The following is a 19,639-nucleotide window of genomic DNA, read 5'->3' as shown; positions in this document are numbered from 1 at the left end:
TGGTCTTACCCTTCGGAAAGGAATCGTCCGACGTAACTGGCCACGGCGCGCACCGCCGCCATGGTGGAGGGGTAGTCCATGCGCGTGGGCCCCACGATGCCGAGGGTCGCGCGCACGGTGCTGCTGTTGCCGTACGAACTGGACACGACGGACGTCCCCCGCAGTTCCTCGTAGGGGTTCTCGTGCCCGATTCGCACCACGAGATTGTCGGCCTCGCTGGCCTCGGACAGCAAACGCAGCAGCACCACGTGCTCCTCGAGAGCCTCCAGCACCGGCCGCAGGGAGTGTGCGAACTCCGGCCCGAACCGCGACAGGTTGGGAACGCCGCCGACGACCACCCGCGTCGAGGCATCGCCGGCGAGCAGTTCCATCAGGTGCGCGCCGATGGCCTCCCCGAGCGGCTTCCGCTCGGGCGCAAGCGCCTCCACGGCGGCCACCAGCTTGTCGACGGCGATCGACGGCGGCTGCCCCTCCAGCGCCGCCGTGAACCGGGCAGAGAGGTCCGCCGCGTCCTCCTCGGTCTCACCGTGGAGTTCGAGGATGCGCTGATCGACCTTGCCGGAGGAATGCACGAGGATGAGGACGGCGCGCTCGGGGCCGAGCACGACGATGTCCACGTGCCGCACGGTCGTCGACGTCATCACCGGATACTGCACGATCGCGACCTGGCGCGTGATGCTGGCCAGCAGCCGCACGGTCCGCATCACGACATCGTCGACCTCGACCGCGCCCTCCATGAAGGTCGTGATCGCCCGGCGCTCGGCGACCGACAGCGGCTTGATCGCCCCGAGCCGGTCGACGAACAGCCGGTAGCCCTTGTCGGTGGGAATCCGGCCGGCGGAGGTGTGGGGCTGGGTGATGTACCCCTCCTCCTCGAGCACCGCCATGTCGTTGCGGACCGTTGCCGGAGAGACGTCGAGGTTGTGCCGTTCGACCAACGCCTTCGATCCCACCGGTTCCATGCTGGATACATAGTCGGCGACGATCGCGCGCAGGATCTGGAGCTTCCTGTCGTCGAGCATCGTCCACCTCCTGGCACTCTCGGCGTATGAGTGCCAGTCTATCGCCTTCCCGGGAACGTGCCGACCGCGCCGCGGCGCCGACGGTGCCCGAGCGCTCGCGACGGGCGTCAGGCCGCGATCAGGGCGGCCAGGACGGCGGTGTCGACGTCGGCGCGCGGATCGAGATCGGCCTTGCTCGTCAGCCGGGTCACGACCCCGTCCGCGTCGGTCTCCACCCAGGCGGCACGATGGTCCAGCCCGAGATGCGGCAGCCCCGGCAGGAACAGGCAGCCCGACGCGGTCCCCGCCCGGTCGCCCGGCGACTCCGACGGCGGGTGCAGGACGGCCAGCGCCGGAGGCAGCGCCCCGAAGCGGCCCGGCTCGATCGCGTCGTCGCCGACGAGGGACCCTTCGATGAGAACGAGTCCGATCGCGGCGTACGGCGCGGGATCCGGCAGGTCCTCGATCACGCGGAACACGGTGCTGCCGGCCGGAAGCATGCCCGGAACAGCCGCAGTGCGGACGGCGACGATGAGGAACTGCGCCCATTCGACCGTGTCCTGCGGCCACCGCCCCAGGATGAGGAACCCGCGCAACGTGCCTCCCACGCACATGGGGGTCACCTCGACCCGCGTGCTCCCTGCCTCCGCCATTCCCGTCCCTCCCGGAAGCGCCTCGCCCCGACAGGGGCGTTCATCCTGGACACGACCAGCATGCGGTGTCGACGTCACGGCGGCGTTACATGCCGGTTGTGAGTCCGTTTCGCCCGTCGGCGGCACGGCCGGGTTCGGTGTACCCGCACGGTCCCGGCGTGCCGCCCCGACCGAGGTGGCAGGCTAGGGGCATGGCGAGCGAACTCAGCGACTGGATCCGCGTGACGCACGGCGTGTGGCGGCTCGTGGCCCAGCCCGAGCACGTCAACATCGGCCTCGTGGTGGGCGACACCGGAGCGCTGCTCATCGACACGGGAAGCTGGCCCGAGCAGGGTCGTCGGATCCGCGAACGCGCCGCCGAGGTCGCCGACGTAACCCACGTGGTCGTCACGCATCGCCACTACGACCACTTCTTCGGACTGGCGGCCTTCACCGACCTGCCCACGATCGGTCACGCATCCCTCGAGCAGGACCTGGCCGACCCCGTCGTCCTCGAGGAAGCGTTCGAACTGCGCATCGACCCGGCCGAGCTCGTGCTGCCGTCACAGCTCGTCCACCTCGCGACCACGGTCGACCTGGGCGGTGTCCGGGCCGAGATCGTCCACTTCGGGCCCGGACACACCGCCGGGGATCTGGTCGTCATCGTGCCCGAACACGAGGTGGTGTTCGCCGGCGACCTGCTGGAGTCGCTCGACCCGCCGCAGTTCGGACCCGAGAGCTCCATCGCCGCCTGGCCGGCCGCACTCGACGGCATCCTCGGCATCCTCGGCGAGGACGCCCTCATCGTCCCGGGACACGGCGACCCGGTCGACCGTGTCTTCGCATTCGACCAGCGCGCACGCATCTCGGCGCTGTACGGGCAGGCCGAGTACCTCGTCAAGCAGGGCGTTGCCGAAGAGGACGCCTGGGAGAAGGGCGACTGGCCGTTCCCCGAGCCGACGGTGAGGGCGGCGCTGCCCCTGCTGTACGCGGAGTTGGCGGGCAAGGGCCTGATCCCACGCGAGCAGTTGCCCGTCCGCCCCCTGTCCTGAGGATCTCCGGGGCGCGAACGCGGCCACGGCACCATCGCGACACCGTCGGGCCGGGCTCGCCGAGCGGCTCGACCGGGGAGCCCCTGCTAGCCGGCGGCGAGAGCCGTGAGCCGCGTCGCGATGAACTCCTTGAGAACCGCCGCATCGTCGGGCAGATCCACGACGTGCCGCGGCAGACCCTCGATTCCCGCGAACACCGCCGGGACCTCCGGGGCGTGCCCCAGCGCCTCGCGAATCGTCGCCGCGAACTTCACCGGCAGCGCCGTCTCGTGGACGAGCACGGGCTCGGCGACCCCCTCGATGAGGTCGGTGGCGACCTTCACGGCATCGGCGGTGTGCGGGTCGATCGTGACACCCGTCTCGGCGTGGACGCGCGCGATGGTGGCCACCCGGTCGGCGTGGGCCGACGTCCCGGACACGATTCCGAAACGCTCCCGAAGCCCGGCGAACCCGGGGGTGCCCGACAGGTCGAAACGTCCGGTGGCGGCGAACTCCGGGGAGCCGAACAGGTCGCGGACACGGGCGCCGTCCCGGCCCAGCAGGTCGAACACGAAGCGCTCGAAGTTGGATGCCTTCGAGATGTCCATGGACGGGCTGGAGGTGGCGTAGGTGTCGGCCGCGCCGCGCACCTGGTAGACGCCCGTCGAGAAGAACTCGTGCAGCACGTTGTTCTCGTTGGTCGCCAGGATCAGCGTGTCGATCGGCACCCCCATCCGCCGCGCCACGTGACCGGCACAGATGTTGCCGAAGTTGCCGGACGGGACGGCGAAGCTCACGGGCTGACCGGGACCGGACGTCGCCTGGAGCCATCCGGCCACGTAGTAGACGACCTGGGCGAGCAGCCGCGCCAGGTTGATCGAGTTCACGGCGCCCAGCCGCCACCTCCGCTTGAACGCGAGGTCGCCGGCGAGGTCCTTCACGAGGTCCTGGCAATCGTCGAACACGCCGTCCACCGCGATGTTGACGATGTGCGGGTCGTCGATGGAGAACATCTGCGCCTGCTGGAACGCCGACATCCGGCCGGCCGGGGTCAGCATGAACACCGTGACTCCCGGCTTGCCGCGCATCGCGTACTCGGCGGCCGATCCCGTGTCGCCGGACGTCGCTCCGAGGATGTTCAGCGTCGAGCCGCGACGCGCCAGCTCGTAGGCGAACAGCTCCCCGAGGAGCTGCATGGCGACATCCTTGAACGCTGCCGTCGGGCCGTTGGACAGGTGCAGGAGCCACAGCCGTCCCGCGAGCGGCGTCGCGGGCACGACGAGACGCGATCCGAATGCCTCGGCCGCGTACGCCCGAGCGCAGATCGCCTGCAGGTCGGCGGCGGGGATGTCGTCGATGAAGAGGCTGAGGACGCGGAACGCGAGCTCTGCGTAGCCCTGCGTCGCGAGGACGCCCCGCCACTCCTCCAGCGTCCCGGCCGACACCTGCGGATAGGACTCCGGAACGTACAGCCCGCCGTCGGGGGCCAGGCCTTCGAGAAGGATGTCGCAGAACCCGACCGGCACATCGCCGGCCGCCCCGCGGGTGGAGACGTAGCGCACGGGGCAAGGCTACCGGCCCCGACGTGCTTCAATCTCCCCGTGGTCACCGAGTTGCACACGCTTGCGGAGTTCGACGCACAGGTGAGCTCCCACGGCACGGTCGCCGGGTGCTTCGTCCAGTCGCTCGATCTCTCCGCACGCACCGAGGTGCTGCGGCATCTGCCGGTCAAGGGGGCGGTGTTCCTCGGGTGCCGGATCGCCCGGCAGGCCGAAAGCCGCCTCCGCGACGCCGGCGCACAGCTCTTCCCGCGATTGCCCGCCCTTCCGTTCAACCCGTACCGGGCGTACCTGTACACGCCGACCGATCTGTACCGGGGGCTCGACCAGGGCTACGCGCGGACCGTCGACGCGCGCGTCGACGCCTGGTTCCGGAGGCCCGGGCGGGGAACGGACCTCAGCGGCACCCTGGCCATGGCGCTGCACGACCACTCGATCGACGACGCGTTCGCCGAGGCCGGGTCGGGCTACCCCGCGAGCCGCACCGTGGGAGTCATGGGCGGGCACGCCATCGCCCGCGCGACCAGCGAGTACGAGCGCGCCGTCGACCTCGGCCGGGCGCTGGCCTCCGCCGGCCGCCTCGTGGTGACCGGCGGCGGGCCCGGCGCGATGGAGGCGGCGAATCTCGGGGCCTGGTTCCACCGCTGCGCCGGGCGAATCCCGGCCGCCCTCGCGCGGCTCGCCGACGCACCGGGCTTCGCGGCAGACGTGGACGCCTGGGCGCAGGCCGGCTTCGCGGCCCGCGCCCTGGCGGACGACCCCGGCTTCACCGTCGGCGTCCCCACGTGGGTGTACGGCCACGAGCCGCCCAATGTGTTCGTCACCGCGTCGGCCAAGTACTTCGACAACGCCCGGCGCGAGGAGGCGCTGCTCCAGCGCTGCCGCGGCGGCATCGTCTACCTGCCGGGTGCCGCCGGCACGGTCCAGGAGATCTTCCAGGCCGTCACCGGCGACTACTACGCCCGTGACGCCGGTGGAATCGCTCCCCTGGTGCTGCTGGGGAAACGCCACTGGACCCGGGACGTCCCCGCCTGGCCGTTGCTGAGCGGGCTGGCGCGGGGACGCCTCATGGCCGGCGCCGTCCATCTGGTCGACAGCGTGCCCGAGGCGCTGGAGGCGCTGGAGGTCACCGCGGACGAGAGGCGCTGACCGGCACCGGACGCAGGTCAAGGCCCTCGATGCCCTCGAAGTCATCCGGGTCGGCCGTGTAGAGCGGCAGCGACGACGCCACAGCAACCGCCGCGATGAGCGCGTCACAGGCCCGGGCCGCGGGCTTGCGACCGCGGGCGCGAAGGCTCGCGGCCACCGAGCCGAATGCCCGCGCCGCGGCCGCGTCGAACGGCAGCGGATCGAAGTCGGCCTCGGCCGGTTGCAGATGCGCCTGCCGGCGGGACCGTTCGATGTCGTCGGTCGCCACAGGGGTCCGACCGAGAGCTCCGCGAGGGTGATCGTCGTGATCAGCGGAATCCCGGGAAGGTCGTCCGGATCGAGACGTCCGAGCAGGATGAGGGTGTTCGTGTCGATGATGCCGCTGGTCGCCTGCTCCTCGCTCACAGGCTCGCGTCGATCCACTCGTCGATATCGGAGCGCAGCCGAGCGAGATCGACATCGGGGAGCGACCGGCGGCGCCGAATCAGTTCTCTCACCGTGAGCGCAGGGCCCGGGAGCGGCCGGAGTTCGGCCACGGGGGTCCCATCTCGCGTGACGACCACCGCTCCGCCGCGCGCCACCTCGTCCACGACGGCACCGCCGCGGTTGCGGAGGTCCCGCACCTCACGCAGAGCCGGCGCGATCCAGAGCGGCGAGCTGGCCGCAGGCGCCGTCGATCTCGCGACCCCGGGTGTCGCGGACGGTGACGGGAACTCCCCTGGCCTCCAGCCGCCGGACGAACTCGTCCTGGTCGGCGGCATCGCTGGCGGTCCACATCGAACCGGGTGTCGGGTTCAGCGGGATGAGGTTGACATGCACCCAGCCCCAGTCGCCACGCTGCCGCAGCAGCGTGGCCAGCAGATCGGCCCGCCACGCCTGGTCGTTGACGTCCTTGATCAGCGCATACTCGATGGACACGCGCCGTCGCGTCGCCCGCGCATGCTCCCACGCGGCGTCCAGCACCTCGGCCACCTTCCAACGCGAGTTGATCGGGACGAGCCCGTCGCGCAGGTCGTCGTCGGGCGCGTGCAGACTCACCGCGAGCGTCACCGGCCGTCCCCACTCCGTCAACTGCCGGATGCGAGGAACCAGCCCCACCGTCGAGATCGTGACACCGCGCGCGCTGATCCCGAGCCCGTCGGGAGCGGGGGCGATCATCGCCTCGGTGGCGGCCAGCACCGCCGCGAAATTCGCCATCGGCTCGCCCATGCCCATGAACACGACGTTGTTCACGGGACCAGGGCCGCCGGCAAGGGCGCCCTCCTCCAGCATCCGGGCCGACACCACGACCTGATCGAGGATCTCGGCCGCGCTCAGGTTGCGCGTGAGGCCGCCCTGCCCGGTCGCGCAGAACGGGCAGGCCATCCCGCACCCGGCCTGCGACGAGACGCAGACCGTCGTCCGCATCCGGCCTCGGCCGCTGGACCTCACGCCGGGCACGCCGTAGCGCATGAGGACGCTCTCGACGCGCGAGCCGTCGTGGAGCCGCCACAGCGTCTTGACCGTCGTGTCGCCGTCGCAGCGCAACTCCCGGACCGGATCGACCAGCCGGGGGAAGAACACCTCCCGCAACTGGGCGCGCTCCGCGGCGGGGATGTCGCTCCACCGGTCGGGGTCGGACGTGTGGTGCACGAAGTAGTGCCGCGACAGTTGGGCGGCGCGAAACCGCGGAAGGCCGGCGTCGGTGAGCGCCGCCACGCGGGCGGCGGGGTCGAGGTCGGCCCAGTGCTGCGGGGGGCGCCCGCGCCTGGGTGCGGCCATGACGAGCGGGAGACGCCGCTCGAGGCTCTCCTGCGGGGTGAGGTCGGGATCGTTCGCCGCGGCCTCGTGCCGGTCGTCCATCGTCAGCCTCCCGGGACGAGCAGGTACATGACGATCCATGCGATCGGAGCGCCGACGAGCAGGGAGTCGAGCCGGTCCATGACGCCTCCGTGCCCCGGCAGGACATGGCTCATGTCCTTGATGCCGACGTCCCGCTTGATCATCGACTCGATCAGGTCGCCGCCGGTGCCGGCGAACACGAGGGCGATGCCGATGAGGATGCCCTTCCAGAACTCGGTGTGCAGCGCGAAGACCGCGAGGAACGCGCCCATCGCCGCCGCCGCGACGATCGACCCGGCGAAGCCCTCCCACGTCTTCTTCGGACTGATCCGCGGCGCCATGGGGTGCTTGCCGACCAGGACACCGACCACGTACCCCCCGGTGTCGCTCATGACGATGCAGAGGATGAAGGTCGCGACGCGGGCGGCACCGTCGGCGGGCGCCATCAGCAAGGACAGGAACGAGCCGAGCGTCGGCAGGTACCCGATGAGGAACAGGCTCGCCGCCGAGTCGCGCACGTACCCGTCGGACCCCCCGGGCATCCGCCACACCAGCGCCGCCAGCACGGTGAGCCCCAGCGACCCGATCGTCACGGCGTTCGGGGTCAGGCCGAGCAGATGCTCGGTCTGCGCGGCCGCGTACGATCCGACCACGATGAGAACGGTCCCGAACACGATGGGAACGGTGGCTGGGCGCATCCCCAGGCGACGCACGGCCCGCGCGACCTCCACCGCCCCACGAGACAGCATCGCTGCCACGAGGAGGACGAAGCCCCAGTTCCACCACAGCAGGCACGCCACCACGACCGCGGCGAGCCCGGCCCCGACGCCGATCGCAGCGGGCAGATTCCTGCCCGGTCCCCTGGGCTGCGGCTGGGCCGGCTCGGCGGTTTCGCTCATCAGACCTCGAGCAGCTCGGCTTCCTTGGCCTTCATCAGCTCGTCGACCTGGTCGACGTACTTCTTGGTGACGCCCTCGAGCTCCTTTTCGGCGCGCTTGCCCTCGTCCTCGCCGATCTCCTTGTCCTTGACGAGCCTGGCGATCTGGTCGACGGCGTGGCGGCGGATGTTGCGGACCGCGACCTTGGCCTCTTCACCCTTCGTGCGGGCGACCTTCGTGTACTCCTTGCGCCGCTCCTCGGTGAGCTGCGGCATGACGACGCGGACCACGTTGCCGTCGTTGGCCGGGTTCACGCCGAGATCGGAGTCGCGGATGGCCTTCTCGATGCCGGGCATCGCGGCGCGGTCGAAGGGCGAGATGAGCACGACGCGGGCCTCGGGGACCTGGAAGGTCGCCAACTGCTGCAGCGGCGTCAAGGAGCCGTAGTAGTCCACCAGCAGCTTGTTGAACATCGCCGGGTGGGCACGGCCCGTCCGGATCGCGGCGAACTCCTCCTGGGCGTGGTCGATCGCGGCCGTCATCTTGTGCTCGGCGCTCTTGAGAATGTCGGGGATCACTGCTCAGCCTCTTTCTTGCCCGAACCTGTCGGTCAGGAGTGGATGGTTGTTCCGATCCTCTCACCCGCCACGACCCGGACGACGTTGCCCGGCGTATCCAGGGAGAAGAAGATCATGGGGAGCCGGTGCTCGCGCGCCAGGCTGATCGCCGTCGCGTCGGCCACCTTGAGGTTCCGTGCGAGGAACTCGTCGTAGGTGAGATCCTCGAACCGTTGCGCGGCGGGATTGGTGCGGGGATCGTCGTCGTACACCCCGTCGGTGCCCTGCTTGGCCATCAGGAGAACCTCCGCCCTCACCTCCAGCGCTCGCTGCGCCGCCACGGTGTCGGTGGAGAAGAACGGCATCCCGGAACCGGCGCCGAAGATGACCACGCGCCCCTTCTCCAGATGCCGGATCGCGCGCAGCGGGATGTACGGCTCGGCGACCTGCCCCATCGTGATGGCTGTCTGGACGCGGGTCTCCACACCGGCCTGTTCGCAGAAGTCCTGCAACGCGAGGCAGTTCATCACCGTGCCGAGCATGCCCATGTAGTCGGCGCGGCGGCGGTCCATGCCGCGCTGCTGCAGTTCGGCGCCGCGGAAGAAGTTGCCGCCGCCCGTGACGATCGCGACCTGGACCCCCTGCCGGGTGATCTCGGCGATCTCGCCGGCGATGCGGGCGATGATGTCGGGGTCGACACCGACCTGTCCCCCGCCGAACGCCTCGCCGGAGAGCTTGAGCAAGACTCTTCTGTACCCTGCCATGCGACGTCTCCCTCGTTGTGCGGGACGAGCGCCACAGGTCCGCCCTGTGACGCTCGTCCTCGGCTGTGTCCTACTTGCCGCCGGCCGCGAAGCGGGCGAACCGCGTCACGGTGACGCCTGCGGCGGCCAGCACCTTGCCGACCACCTGCTTGTCGTCCAGCACCCACGGCTGCTCGACGAGACAGACCTCCTTGTAGAAGCCGTTGAGGCGCCCGTCCACCACCCGCGGGATGATGTTGTCGGGCTTGCCCTCCTCGCGCGCGGTGAGCTCGGCCACCCGGCGCTCGTTCTCGATCACGTCGGCGGGGATGTCCTCGCGCGTCACGTACTGCGGCATCTGCGAGGCGATCTGCATGGCGACCTTGCGGACCAGGTCGGCGTCGCCCCCGGAGTACTCGACCAGCACGCCGACCTGCGGGGGCAGGTCCTGCGAGCGGCGGTGCAGGTACACGACCGTCGGCTCGGCGAACGTCGCGACGTTCTTCAGCTCGATCTTCTCCCCGGAGGTGGCTGCGAGGTCCGCCACGGCATCGCCCACGGTGCGATCGTGCAGCGGCAGCAGGAGGGCGTCCTCCAGGTTGCCCGCGCCCTGCGTGGCGACGACCTCGGCGATCTCGTCGGCGAGCCGGATGAACTCGTCCATCTTGGCGACGAAGTCCGTCTCGGCGCCGAGATGGATGAGGCTGCCGGCCGAGGACGCGACGATGCCGTTGCTCGCCTCCCGGTCGGACCGGTTCGCGGCCTTGGCCAGACCCGTGATCCGCAGCAGTTCGATGGCCTTCTCGAAGTCGCCCTCGCTCTCGGTGAGCGCCTTCTTGGCGTCCATCATCCCCGCGCCCGTGGCGTCACGGAGCTTCTTCACGTCAGTTGCAGTGATTGCCATTTCGTCTTCTTGTCTCTCGTCTGTTCAGCGGTCACGCAGGGAAGGATCACTCGGTCTCGGTCGCATCCGCCGCGGCCGCGACAGGGGCTTCCTCGGCCGGCGTCTCCTCCACCGGGGCGACCTCGGCCGGCGTCTCCTCCACGGGGGCGACCTCGGCCGGCGTCTCCCCCACCGGGGCGACCTCGGCCGCGGAGGCGGCGACCTGCGCGGGATCGGCAGGCACGGGCTCGCCGGCCGCGTCGGCCAGAGCGGCGCCCTGCGGATCGGTCGCCTCGACGACAGCAGCATCATCGGCGGCGGGGGCCGCGTCGGCGCCCAGCATCTCGCGCTCCCATTCGGGCATCGGCTCGGCCTCGGGCGCGCCTTCGGGCTGCCCGCCGGACGAGCGGCTGATGAGGCCCTCGGCCACGGCGTCGGCGACGACCCGGGTGAGCAGCGCGACCGCGCGGATGGCGTCGTCGTTGCCCGGAATCGGGTAGTCGACCTCGTCGGGGTCGCAGTTGGTGTCGAGGATCGCGACGACGGGGATCTTCAGCTTGCGCGCCTCGTCGACGGCGAGGTGCTCCTTCTTGGTGTCGACGATCCACACGGCCTGCGGGACCTTGGCCATGTCGCGGATGCCGCCGAGGGTCTTGTCGAGCTTGTCCTTCTCGCGCCGCAGCCCGAGGAGCTCCTTCTTCGTCAGGCCGCTCGCGGCGACATCGTCGAAGTCCATCGCCTCGAGTTCCTTGAGCCGCTGGATCCGCTTGATGACGGTGTGGAAGTTGGTGAGCATGCCGCCGAGCCAACGCTGGTTGACGAACGGCATGCCGACGCGGGTCGCCTGATCGGAGATGGCTTCCTGGGCCTGCTTCTTCGTGCCGACGAAGAGGATCTGCCCTCCGCGGGCGACGATCTCCTTCACGAAGGCGTACGCGTTGTCGATGTAGGTCAGCGACTGCTGCAGGTCGATGATGTAGATCCCGTTGCGCTCCGCGAAGATGAAGCGCTTCATCTTCGGGTTCCAGCGACGGGTCTGGTGCCCGAAGTGGACACCGCTCTCCAGCAACTGCCGGGTCGTGACGACGGCCATGGCCGTTCCTTTCCTGGCGCAGCGCGGACGCGCCGCGCACGGTTTTCCGAACCGAACCCTTCGGTCCGCCTGATGTGACCACCCGCCTCGCCCCCGCAGGGGACCGGGAGACGGGCATCGCGAAGCGATCCGTCACATGCGAAGTCGACTCGGATCTGCCGAGTCGCTGGGACGATTCTAGAAGGACAGCCGCCGCCGGACCAACTCTCCCCGTTCGTCGCAGGGCGGAGACCGGGAGGCCCTGTGTCCACAGCCCGGCGCGACGACGGTCGTCGTCCACAGAAGGCACTGTTCCCCGGGCAGGTTCGCCCGCCCCCGCCCATGTCGTCAGCATGAGACGCCTGTCGATCGTGCTCCTCGCATGCGTGCTGTCGTTCGCGGCCGCCGCACCCGCCGCCGCGCTGCCGACCCTTCCCGATCCGGCGACCGCTCCTGTCGACGGCGACGTGGTCCGCGGTTTCGACCCGCCCGAGCTGGACTGGCTCCCCGGGCACCGCGGTGTCGACCTGGCCGTCGCGCCGGGGGCGGTCGTCCGCGCCGCGGCATCCGGCACGGTGACCTTCGCCGGCTCCATCGCCGGGCGCGGCGTGATCGTCGTCTCGCACGGGTCGGTGCGCACCACCTACGAACCGGTCGCCCCGACGACGGCGGTCGGGCAGAGGGTGACGGTCGGCTCCCCCCTCGGCTCCGTACAGGCCGGTCACGCGGGTTGTCCCGCCGAGGCGTGCCTGCATTGGGGCCTCAGAGAGGGCGAGGAGTACCTCGATCCACTGCTCATGCTCACGGCCCAGGTGTCCGAGGTCCGCCTTCTCCCCGCCGGCAGCCGGGAACTGACGGCCGGTCGGATCCGCGAGAGGGCGACCGGGCCGGCTGTGTCGCCGCGCACGGGAGCGGCGCTGCTCTCCCCGGTGACCGGACCGGTGACGTCCCCGTTCGGGATGCGGGTCGACCCGATCACGGGCACCTGGCGGCTCCACTCCGGAACCGACTTCGGCGCCCCGTGCGGGTCGCCGATCAGGGCCGCCGCGGCCGGTGTGGTGCGTTCGGTCGCATGGCATCCGTCATACGGCAACCGGCTGGTGCTGGAACATGGGCAGACAGGCGGATCGCGGCTCACCACGGCGTACAACCACGCCACCGGGTACATCGTCGAGCCGGGCCGGCGCGTCGCCGCCGGGCAGGTCATCGGATCCGTCGGCACGACCGGTGACTCGACGGGCTGCCACCTGCACTTCATGGTGTACGCCGATGACCGGCTCGCCGACCCCATGGAGTACCTGACAAGGCAGTGATCCGCGAAACGGGTGGACGGGCGTCCCCGCGGGGCGCCGCCCTGCCAGACTGTGCCGCATGGATGCGGACACGGTGATCACGCTGGTGCTGTCGGCTCTGTACGTGCTCGCCCTCGTGACCCTGGTCTTCGTGCTCGTCACCGACGACCGCGATCCGAGCACCGTCCTGGCATGGCTGTTCATCCTGGCACTCGTCCCCGTCCTCGGCTTCGTCGCCTATCTCTTCCTCGGCCGCAACTATCGACGGGATTCTCGCCTTCGCCGACGCGAGGAGGAACTGGTGGGCGACGTCACGCACGCGCTCACCGCGACCGTCGAGGAGGCGCAGCGACACTTCGGCGACCCGCCGGCCACCCGGGCCGGCGAGCCGAGCGAGAAGGTCGCCCGGGTCGCGCACCACGAGGCGCAGGCCCACATCGTGGGCGCCGACACGCTCACCGTGTACTACAACGGTGCCGACAAGTTCGGCGATCTCCTCGCCGACCTCGCGGCGGCCGAACGCACCATCACCTTGATGTACCTGATCTGGGAGCGCGACGAGCTCACGGCCCGGGTTACCGACGTCCTGCTCGACCGGGTCGCGGCGGGCGTCGAGGTGTTCCTGCTGTACGACTGGCTGGGGTCGATCGCCTACCGCAAGGACGAGTTGCGGCGGCTGCGCAGGGCCGGGGTGAAGGTGCAGCCCTGCTACCGGCGGCTGCTGCGCATGAACTACCGCAACCACATGAAGATCGCCGTCGTCGACGGACGCGTCGCCTACACCGGCGGCATGAACATGGGCCAGGAGTATGCCGACGGCGGCAAGCGGTACGACTCGTGGCGCGACACCCACCTTCGGGTCACCGGTCCGGTTGTCGCGCAGTTGCAGTCCCTCACGGCGGGGATCTGGCGGCTCAACGGCCGCCACGACGACCTTCTCGCCCCCGATTTCCTCCCGGCCACGACGGAGGCGGCCCCGGGAGCGCTGCCCGTGCAGATCGTGTACTCCAGCGTGTGGACGACCTACCCCGGCAACAGGGACGTCTTCATCACCTGCCTCGGCTCGGCGCGCGAGGCCGTCTGGATCCAGACCCCCTATTTCGTCCCCGACGAGCCCCTTCTCACCGCGCTGTGCACGGCGGCGGCCTCCGGCACCGACGTACGGCTCATGATGGCCGGCGTGTACGACAAGGCCGTCCCGTGGTGGGTGGCGCACAGCTACTACCGGCCGTTCCTGGAGGCCGGCGGCCGCGTCTTCAAGTACGAGGCGGGCTTCCTCCACGCCAAGACCCTCACCATGGATGACGATCTCACCGTCATCGGCACCTGCAACTGGGACATCCGCAGCCTCATCCTCCACGACGAGGTGTCGACCGTCGTCCACGACGACGCCACCACCCGGGCACACCGCGAGCAGTTCCTCGCCGATCAGGCCGCGTGCCGCGAGTTCACCCTCACCGACCTCGCGCAACTCGGGCGATGGCGCCAGTACCGGAACTCGCTGTTCCGGCTCACATCGCGCCTCCTGTGACCGCTGTGGGCGGGACGGACCGCCCAGGGGTGTCGGATGTCGGGTGCGTGACCACCTCCCGACCGCACGGCCCGCCGGCCGTCAGGCGCGCGGGTGGGCCTGCCGGAAGCTCGCCCGCAGCCGCTCGCTGGAGACGTGGGTGTAGATCTGGGTGGTCGCCAACGAGGAGTGCCCCAGGATCTCCTGCACCGAGCGCAGGTCCGCGCCGCCCTCCACCAGGTGAGTGGCCATCGCATGGCGCAGCCCGTGAGGGCCGAGATCCGGCGCGTCCGGCACGCGCGCGAGGGCGCGGTGAACGATGCGCCGCACGACACGCGGGTCGATGCGGCGCCCCCGATCGCCCACGAACAGCGACTCCTCCCCCGGTGCCGCGAGGTGCGCCCGATCGTCCAGCCACGCTGCGAGTGCCCGCAGCGCCGGCCTGCCGAGCGGGACGGCCCGCTCCTTGTCACCCTTGCCGAGTACGCGCAGCACCCCGCGCTCGACATCCAGCGACGACACGTCGGCGCCGCACAGCTCCGAGACGCGGACCCCGCTCGCGTACAGCGTCTCCAGCATCGCCGTATCCCGTCGCAGCACGGCCCGTTCCGCCGCGGACGCGCCGGGCTCGGGGGACGGCATCCCGTCCAGGAGCGCCTTCGCCTCGGCCTGATCGAGGGTCGCCGGCAGGCGCCGCTGCCGTTTCGGCGACCGCAACTGGGCGGCCGGATCGGTCGCGACGAGACCCGTGCGGTATGCCCAGGCGAAGAACACACGGACCGCGACGGCGCGTCGCTGCATCGTGGAGCGCCCGGCTCCGGACCGCTGCTGCGCCGCGAGCCAGCCCCGCAACGCCGCGAGGTCCACAGCCTCCAGATCATCGATGCCGGCTTCGGTCAGATGCGCGGCCAGCTCGCGCAGGTCGCCCAGGTACGCACGGCACGTGTGCGGCGAGAGGCCGCGCCCCAGCTCCAGATGTTCGCCGTAGCGGCGCAGGACCTCCCCGAACGGGCTCTCGTCGGGTCGGGTCACCCCTCCAGAGTGCACCCGAGACTCCTCGCCGCCGCGCAGCCCACGCCCCGCAGCCGGCATCGGGCGCGTCGGCTCACCCCTCGTCGGCCGATGTGCGGCGTGGCGTGACCGGCCAGTCCTCGGGGTACAGATGTGCCAGTTGGTCGTGCTGCCTGGTCAGCAGCTTGCGCGCACGGGCCGACAGGCGGTCCCCGAAGACCGTCCCGTGCAGGTGGTCGGTCTCGTGCTGCAGGCACCGGGCGAGCAGCCCCGTCCCGACGATCTCGACCGGCTCGCCGTGCTCGTCCTGCCCCGTGCACACGGCGTGGTCGGGGCGCGCCAGCGACTGGTACGCGCCGGGGAACGACAGACAGCCCTCGTCCTCGGCCACGAGCTGCCGGTCGTGGCCCTCGGGCAGCGTCACGACCGGGTTGCACACGACTCCCTCGTGGATCCGGTTGTCGGCATCGGGGCAGCGGAACACGAACAGTGAGATCCCGCGCCCGACCTGCGTCGCCGCGAGCCCCACCCCGTTGGCCTCGTCCATGGTCACGAACATGTCCGCGACCAGCTCCCCGAGGTCGTCGTCGAACGCGGTGACCGGCGTCGTCGGCGCATGCATCACAGGTGTGCCCCACCGGGTGATCGGCAGGATCTTCCCCTTGCGCTGTGCTGCTGCGGTCATCGGTTCCTCCGGTCGGACGACAGGTAACCGGGACATCGTAGCGAGGTCGCGACGTGGATCTGCCGCGTCCCCAGCTCTCAGGGACGCAGCTCGTAGCACGCGACCGCGCTGGCGGCCGCGACGTTGAGGGAGTCGATCCCCCGCTGCATGGGGATCGTGACGACGTGGTCGGCCTGGGCGAGCCAGCGATCGCTGAGCCCGTGGCCCTCGGTGCCGAGCAGCAGCGCGACGGGGCGAGGCCGCTCCCGTACCCGCCGGGCGAAGTCGTCCAGGGTCAGGGCCTCGTCGGCGAGCGCGAGGGCGGCGACGGTGAATCCCGCGGCGCGCAGTCGCGACACCGCCGAGCCGTGATCGGCGAGCCGGGCCCAGGGCAGTTCCAGCACCGCCCCCATGCTGACCTTGACCGACCGGCGGTACAGCGGATCCGCGCACCGCGGGGAGACGAGCACACCGTCCCAGCCGAGGCCGGCGGCCGAACGGAAGCACGCCCCGACGTTCGTGTGGTCGACGATGTCCTCGAGGACGACGAGGCGCTGCGCGCCCAGCAGGGCGTCCGGAGACAACGGCACCGGGCGCTGGAAGGCGCCCAGCGCGCCGCGATGCACGTGGAATCCGGTGATCTCCTCGGCCAGCGCCTCGGTCACCACGTACACGGGGACGTCGAACTCGCCCAGCACCGGCGCGAGACCCGCCAGCCACCGCTCCGCCAGCAGCAGCGAGCGGGGTCGCAGCCCGGCGGCCAGGGCCCTGGCGATGATCTTGTGCCCCTCGGCGATGAAGATCCCGCGCTCGACCTCCACGTGCCGTCGCAGGGACGCGTCGCGCAGCCGGGTGTAGTCGCCGAGACGGGAGTCGGCAGGATCGTCCACGTCGATCCGGTGCGCCATGGAGCCTCCCCGTTCGCCCGAGCCGTTCCGACGCTACCAGCCGTGCTCGGGTCTCGGTCCGGCTCCGCGGACGACCGCAGGCCGCTAGGCTGCCCCGGTGGCGAGGCGCAGGCTCAGGGTCGACTGGTTCCTGGTGGGCATCCTCGCGGCCGCGGTCCTGGCCAGCTTCCTGCCCGCCCGCGGCATCGCGATCCCGGTCGTGGACGTCGCCACGAAGGTGGCCGTCGCCGGGTTGTTCTTCGTGCACGGGGTTCGGCTCCACCCCCGGGAGGCGCTGCGCGGCCTGACCCACTGGCGGCTCCACCTGACCATCCTGTCGTTCACCTATGTCGCGTTCCCGCTCATCGGGCTCGGCCTGGACGCGGTGCTTCCGCGGCTGATCAACCCGACGCTCGCGGCCGGGATGCTGTTCCTCTCGCTCGTGCCGTCGACCGTCCAGTCCTCGATCGCGTTCACGTCCATCGCCAAGGGCAACGTGGCAGGCGCGATCGTGTCTGCCTCGGCGTCGAACCTGATCGGCGTCGTCCTCACGCCGCTGCTCACCGTCGCCCTGATGAACGTCTCCGGCGGGGCGAGCGTCGACCCCGGCTCGGTGATCGACATCATGGCGCAGATCCTCCTGCCGTTCGTCGTCGGCCAGGTGCTGCGCAGGTGGCTCGCCGAGTGGGTCGCGCGGCACCCGCGGCTGAAGCTGTTCGACCAGGCGTCCATCGTGCTGGTGGTGTACGCGGCGTTCTCGGAGGGCGTGCGCGAGCACATGTGGCAGCGGGTGTCCCTGCTGGACGTCGCCGTGCTCGTCGCCGCGTGCGTCGCGATCCTCGTCGTGATGCTCACCGCGACCTGGTATCTGCCGGGCCTGGCGCGCTTCACCCGCGCCGACCGGATCGCGATCCAGTTCTGCGGCACGAAGAAGTCGCTGGCCAGCGGCCTGCCCATGGCGACCGTGCTGTTCGCGGGCCAGGATGTCGGCCTGCTGATCCTGCCCCTGATGCTGTTCCACCAGTTGCAGCTCATGACCTGCGGGTGGCTCGCGGGCCGCTACGGCCGTTCCGCCCCGCCGGAGCCCGAGCTCAGCGACGCGCCCGGGCGGCCCACCGACCCGCGGTGAACTCCAGGGCGAGGTCCAGGCCGAACGTCCGGGTCAGCGCCTCGTCGGTGAGCGTCTCGTGGATGGGACCTGCCGCGGTCACCATGCCGTCGGCAAGCATCAGCGCGTGCGTGATTCCCGCCGGGATCTCCTCGATGTGATGTGTGACGAGGACGGTGGTGGGCGCCTCCTCGTCGCTGCAGAGGTCCCCGAGGGCGGTGACGAGCCGCTCACGACCGGCCAGGTCGAGGCCCGCACCCGGTTCGTCCAGCAGCAGCAGTTCGGGATCGGTCATCAGTGCGCGTGCGAGCTGCACCCGCTTCCGCTCGCCTTCCGACAAGGTCCCGAACGTCCGGCGGCCGAGATGCTCGACGCCGAACTGCCGCATCAGTGCGGCGGCGCGCAGATAGTCGACCGGGTCGTAGGCCTCCCGCCACCGGCCGACCGTCGCGTACGCGGCCGACACCACGACATCGCCGACGGACTCTCCGCGCGGGATGCGGTCGGCGAGGGCCGCCGAGGAGACCCCGATGCGAGGGCGGAGTTCGAACACGTCGACCGCGCCGAGCAACTCGCCCAGCAGTGCGGCAAGGCCCGATGTGGGATGCACCTGCGCGGCCAGGATCTGCAGCAGCGTCGTCTTTCCCGCCCCGTTGGGACCGATGACCACCCAGCGCTCGCCCTCATCGATTCGCCAGTCGACGTCCCGCAGCAGGTGTTTGCCGCCGCGCACGATGGACACCCCCGCCAACTCCACAACCGCTGCCATACCCAAGAACCTACAAGACCCCGTCACGCACGGGGCGCAACGGGGTCTTGTCGCGAAGGAATCTCGACGCCTCAGTCCTGCTTCGGGGGGCGCGGACGATCCCCGCCGCCGAAGTTCGGGTTCACCTCGGGATCACCCGACGAATCGATGTCTTCGGCGTCATAGGCTTGCTCGCCGCCCATATTGGGATTGACGAGCGGGTCGTTCTCGGGCTGCGGTTCGTCATTGCCCCCGTAGTTCGGGTTCACAACCGGTTTCTCCGTCACTTGAGCCTCCTTTGGCGGTTGGTGACACTCTAGCTTCCGGTGGCATGCAGGCCACCGTCAACGTGAATGATCTCACCTGTGGTCGCCGGGAAGTAGTCACTGAGCAAACTCAGGACGCCTTTTGCCGCCGGAACCGAATCGGTGGTCGACCAGCCCAGCGGCGCGCGCTCTCCCCAGACCCTGTTGAACTCTTCGGTCCCCGGAATGGCCTTCTTTGCGAGCGTGTCGATCGGGCCTGCGGAAATGAGGTTGCTGCGAACGCCGTCGGGCCCCAGGTACCGGGCCAGATAGCGGTTCGCGGACTCCAGCGCGGCCTTCGCGACGCCCATCCAGTCGTAGAAGGGCCACGAGACGGTTGCGTCGAAGGTCATGCCGACGATGGACGAGCCTCGTCCGAGGAGCGGACGGCACGCCATCGCGAGCGCGACGAGAGAGTACGCGGACACGTGGACGGCCTGCCCGACATCGGGCCAGGAGGTCTGGAGGAACCGTCCACCCAGGGCCGTCTCCGGATTCGCGAACGCGATCGAGTGCACCACGCCGTCGAGATGGTCGACATGCTCGCGCAGCGTGTCGGCGAGTCCGGCGAGGTGCTCGTCATCGGTCACGTCGAGTTCGATCAGCGCCGGCACCGGGTCGAGGCGCTTGATGACGCGGCCGGTGAGGCTCATGGCCCGCCCGAAGTTGGAGACGATGACCGTCGCCCCCTCCTGCTGGGCGAGCTCGGCCACCTTGTACCCGATGGACGTGTGCATCGTCACGCCCGCGACGAGGATGTTCTTTCCGTCGAGGATCCCCATGCCGCC

Annotated in this window: 22 protein-coding genes; 5 read left to right on the top strand and 17 right to left on the bottom strand. The window is 70.5% G+C overall.

The features are described from left to right. Nucleotides 1-5: 5 nt before the first annotated feature. Both hrcA and G555_RS0106580 read right to left on the bottom strand, forming a co-directional pair. The gene (hrcA, locus tag G555_RS0106585; protein WP_028708266.1) at nt 6-1,022 is read right to left on the bottom strand and encodes a heat-inducible transcriptional repressor HrcA; all 1,017 of its coding nucleotides are present in this window, start codon (nt 1,020-1,022) and stop codon (nt 6-8) included. 107 nt (nt 1,023-1,129) lie between these two features. Next, nucleotides 1,130-1,615 (bottom strand): peptidase, encoded by a 486-nt coding sequence (locus tag G555_RS0106580; RefSeq protein WP_245581213.1) that lies wholly within the window; start codon nt 1,613-1,615, stop codon nt 1,130-1,132. Between the two features lie 230 nt (nt 1,616-1,845). On the opposite strand from G555_RS0106580, the gene G555_RS18410 reads away from it, so the two are divergent. Beyond that, the gene (locus G555_RS18410) at nt 1,846-2,685 is read left to right on the top strand and encodes an MBL fold metallo-hydrolase (protein ID WP_051208514.1); all 840 of its coding nucleotides are present in this window, start codon (nt 1,846-1,848) and stop codon (nt 2,683-2,685) included. Between the two features lie 86 nt (nt 2,686-2,771). Here G555_RS18410 and thrC read toward each other — a convergent pair whose 3' ends face one another. After that, nucleotides 2,772-4,226, bottom strand: coding sequence for a threonine synthase (gene thrC / locus G555_RS0106570; protein ID WP_028708264.1), 1,455 nt, complete (start codon nt 4,224-4,226; stop codon nt 2,772-2,774). Between the two features lie 39 nt (nt 4,227-4,265). On the opposite strand from thrC, the gene G555_RS0106565 reads away from it, so the two are divergent. Next, a complete protein-coding gene (locus tag G555_RS0106565) occupies nt 4,266-5,372 on the top strand; it encodes an LOG family protein (RefSeq protein WP_028708263.1) in 1,107 nt (368 codons plus the stop codon). Here the strand turns inward: G555_RS0106565 and G555_RS18405 are convergent. The 8 genes from G555_RS18405 to rpsB all read right to left on the bottom strand — a co-directional run bounded on the left by G555_RS18405 (nt 5,350) and on the right by rpsB (nt 11,347). Then, nucleotides 5,350-5,640 (bottom strand): PIN domain-containing protein, encoded by a 291-nt coding sequence (locus G555_RS18405; RefSeq protein ID WP_245581212.1) that lies wholly within the window; start codon nt 5,638-5,640, stop codon nt 5,350-5,352. The two genes, G555_RS0106565 and G555_RS18405, sit on opposite strands and share 23 nt — an antisense overlap. Before the next feature lie 133 nt (nt 5,641-5,773). Next, entirely contained in the window at nt 5,774-5,995 is a 222-nt protein-coding gene (locus G555_RS0106555) for a type II toxin-antitoxin system Phd/YefM family antitoxin (protein ID WP_028708262.1), read from the bottom strand. 1 nt (nt 5,996) lies between these two features. Beyond that, nucleotides 5,997-7,133 carry a 23S rRNA (adenine(2503)-C(2))-methyltransferase RlmN gene (gene rlmN / locus G555_RS0106550; protein ID WP_028708261.1) on the bottom strand — a complete coding sequence of 379 codons (1,137 nt, stop codon included), beginning with the start codon at nt 7,131-7,133 and terminating at the stop codon, nt 5,997-5,999. 83 nt (nt 7,134-7,216) lie between these two features. Further along, entirely contained in the window at nt 7,217-8,092 is an 876-nt protein-coding gene (locus tag G555_RS0106545; RefSeq protein ID WP_028708260.1) for a phosphatidate cytidylyltransferase, read from the bottom strand. Then, nucleotides 8,092-8,646, bottom strand: coding sequence for a ribosome recycling factor (frr, locus tag G555_RS0106540; protein WP_028708259.1), 555 nt, complete (start codon nt 8,644-8,646; stop codon nt 8,092-8,094). Before frr ends, G555_RS0106545 begins: the two co-directional genes overlap by 1 nt. A 35-nt stretch (nt 8,647-8,681) precedes the next feature. Then, the gene (pyrH, locus tag G555_RS0106535; protein ID WP_028708258.1) at nt 8,682-9,392 is read right to left on the bottom strand and encodes a UMP kinase; all 711 of its coding nucleotides are present in this window, start codon (nt 9,390-9,392) and stop codon (nt 8,682-8,684) included. 70 nt (nt 9,393-9,462) lie between these two features. After that, on the bottom strand, nt 9,463-10,275 hold the full coding sequence (gene tsf, locus G555_RS0106530; RefSeq protein WP_028708257.1) for a translation elongation factor Ts: 813 nt from the start codon (nt 10,273-10,275) through the stop codon (nt 9,463-9,465). A 46-nt stretch (nt 10,276-10,321) separates the two neighbouring features. Next, nucleotides 10,322-11,347 carry a 30S ribosomal protein S2 gene (gene rpsB, locus G555_RS0106525; RefSeq protein WP_028708256.1) on the bottom strand — a complete coding sequence of 342 codons (1,026 nt, stop codon included), beginning with the start codon at nt 11,345-11,347 and terminating at the stop codon, nt 10,322-10,324. A 332-nt stretch (nt 11,348-11,679) separates the two neighbouring features. Between rpsB and G555_RS21160 the strand changes: the two genes are divergently transcribed. Together G555_RS21160 and cls are read left to right on the top strand one after the other, a co-directional pair. Then, nucleotides 11,680-12,639 carry a peptidoglycan DD-metalloendopeptidase family protein gene (locus tag G555_RS21160; protein WP_051208513.1) on the top strand — a complete coding sequence of 320 codons (960 nt, stop codon included), beginning with the start codon at nt 11,680-11,682 and terminating at the stop codon, nt 12,637-12,639. Between the two features lie 58 nt (nt 12,640-12,697). Further along, nucleotides 12,698-14,149, top strand: coding sequence for a cardiolipin synthase (gene cls, locus G555_RS0106515; protein ID WP_028708255.1), 1,452 nt, complete (start codon nt 12,698-12,700; stop codon nt 14,147-14,149). A gap of 81 nt (nt 14,150-14,230) precedes the next feature. Here cls and G555_RS0106510 read toward each other — a convergent pair whose 3' ends face one another. The 3 genes from G555_RS0106510 to G555_RS0106500 form a co-directional block, all read right to left on the bottom strand. Further along, a complete protein-coding gene (locus tag G555_RS0106510) occupies nt 14,231-15,160 on the bottom strand; it encodes a tyrosine recombinase XerC (protein WP_028708254.1) in 930 nt (309 codons plus the stop codon). A gap of 73 nt (nt 15,161-15,233) precedes the next feature. Next, the gene (gene def / locus G555_RS0106505; RefSeq protein WP_028708253.1) at nt 15,234-15,824 is read right to left on the bottom strand and encodes a peptide deformylase; all 591 of its coding nucleotides are present in this window, start codon (nt 15,822-15,824) and stop codon (nt 15,234-15,236) included. Between the two features lie 77 nt (nt 15,825-15,901). After that, nucleotides 15,902-16,711 (bottom strand): TrmH family RNA methyltransferase, encoded by an 810-nt coding sequence (locus tag G555_RS0106500; protein WP_028708252.1) that lies wholly within the window; start codon nt 16,709-16,711, stop codon nt 15,902-15,904. A 97-nt stretch (nt 16,712-16,808) separates the two neighbouring features. Between G555_RS0106500 and G555_RS0106495 the strand changes: the two genes are divergently transcribed. Then, nucleotides 16,809-17,819: a bile acid:sodium symporter family protein gene (locus G555_RS0106495; protein WP_028708251.1), complete on the top strand. Its 1,011-nt coding sequence runs from the start codon at nt 16,809-16,811 to the stop codon at nt 17,817-17,819. On the opposite strand, the gene G555_RS0106490 is transcribed toward G555_RS0106495, so the two are convergent. The 3 genes from G555_RS0106490 to fabI form a co-directional block, all read right to left on the bottom strand. After that, nucleotides 17,782-18,567 (bottom strand): ABC transporter ATP-binding protein, encoded by a 786-nt coding sequence (locus G555_RS0106490; protein ID WP_028708250.1) that lies wholly within the window; start codon nt 18,565-18,567, stop codon nt 17,782-17,784. The two genes, G555_RS0106495 and G555_RS0106490, sit on opposite strands and share 38 nt — an antisense overlap. A gap of 71 nt (nt 18,568-18,638) precedes the next feature. Next, nucleotides 18,639-18,833: a hypothetical protein gene (locus G555_RS0106485; RefSeq protein WP_028708249.1), complete on the bottom strand. Its 195-nt coding sequence runs from the start codon at nt 18,831-18,833 to the stop codon at nt 18,639-18,641. Nucleotides 18,834-18,862: 29 nt separating this feature from the next. After that, a complete protein-coding gene (gene fabI / locus G555_RS0106480) occupies nt 18,863-19,633 on the bottom strand; it encodes an enoyl-ACP reductase FabI (protein ID WP_028708248.1) in 771 nt (256 codons plus the stop codon). Nucleotides 19,634-19,639 lie beyond the last annotated feature (6 nt).

Source organism: Propionicicella superfundia DSM 22317 (assembly GCF_000423465.1).
In the GTDB taxonomy this organism is placed as follows: domain Bacteria; phylum Actinomycetota; class Actinomycetes; order Propionibacteriales; family Propionibacteriaceae; genus Propionicicella; species Propionicicella superfundia.
Note: the sequence above shows the minus strand (reverse complement) of the source record. Positions and strands in the feature narration are given on the sequence as shown.